Below are 1,099 nucleotides of genomic sequence, written 5' to 3' on the forward strand. Positions count from 1 at the left end.
GGGCGGGCCGACGGGTCGTCGCGTCGGTATGGGGGATCAGGCGGCGACGGCCATGGCCTCGTGGGCCGGCGTCGCGGCCTGGAGGCGGCGGGTGGCCTCGCGCTCGGCGAGGGGCGGCAGGAAGGTGGTGATGCGGGCGCCGCGCTTGAGGTCGGCGACGACCTCGCGGACGACCGAGCGGACGGTCTCGGCGGTGACGGTGCCCTCGAAGCGGCGGAGGAGGGTCTCCTCGACGCGCTGGAGCACGTGGCGCTGCATGAGGGGGCTCGGGGCGGTGGGCAGGTGGTGGCTGGTCGTGTTGATGCTCACGGTGAGCACCTCCTTCGGTTGCCGGACCACGAGTCCGGCGGATCGTCGCGGCGGGGCCGCGGGTGATGAGTTCGGTGGAGTCCCGACCTCGCGTTCCGTAAACGCTAGGTGAACTGCTTGTGAACAAGTTTACAGATTTCCTCCCAGAGTGCAACTCCGTGTTCACTAACGTGACCTGAGGCACTCCGCCACACATGCCTGGATGGCGCGAAATCAGCGCAATCATGCGGTTTTCGGATCGAGGCGCCACGAGCGGCAGGTGGACGGCAAGGTGAACAGAAGGTGAACAGCACCGTTCATCTTCGCCCCCTGCCCCTCCGTCCGGCCCGGTGCGAGGCTGGCACCATGCGCCCCGACCGCCACTCCGCCCCGACCTCCGCGGCCGCCCTGGCCCGCGAGGCCGTGATCCTCGCCGGCGCCGGTGCGGCGATCCTGCTCCAGGTGGCGCACCGGCCGGTGGGGGCCGGCGTCGCCGTCCACTCCCGGTTCACCGAGGACCCGATGCGCCGGCTCCGCCACACGCTCGCCTACATCTACGCGGTCACCCTCCCCGAGGCCGCGCCGTTGCGCGACGCGGTCGTCGACCGGGTGCGGGCGGCGCACCGCCCGGTCCGCGGGCTCGACGCCGGAGGCCACCCCTACGACGCCGCCGACCCGGACGCCCAGCTCTGGGTGGCCGCCACCCTCTATGCGATGGGGGAGCAGGTGCGCCGCCGGATGTGGGGCGCCCTCGACGCCGAGGACGCCGACCGCCTCTACCGCGGGTACGCCCCGCTCGCCACGAGCCTCG

2 protein-coding genes are annotated in these 1,099 nt (G+C 72.6%); one reads left to right on the forward strand and one right to left on the reverse strand.

Features of this window, described 5'->3' with window-relative positions; translation table 11 throughout:
- Positions 1-36 precede the first annotated feature (36 nt).
- On the reverse strand, positions 37-309 hold the full coding sequence (locus AB0L75_RS44475) for a three-helix bundle dimerization domain-containing protein (RefSeq protein ID WP_365191976.1): 273 nt from the start codon (positions 307-309) through the stop codon (positions 37-39).
- A 345-nt stretch (positions 310-654) separates the two neighbouring features.
- Here AB0L75_RS44475 and AB0L75_RS44480 point away from each other — a divergent pair.
- The coding region (locus tag AB0L75_RS44480) for an oxygenase MpaB family protein (protein WP_365191977.1) at positions 655-1,099 on the forward strand (445 nt) is incomplete at its 3' end.

Source organism: Streptomyces sp. NPDC052101 (genome assembly GCF_040680235.1).
GTDB lineage: Bacteria > Actinomycetota > Actinomycetes > Streptomycetales > Streptomycetaceae > Streptomyces.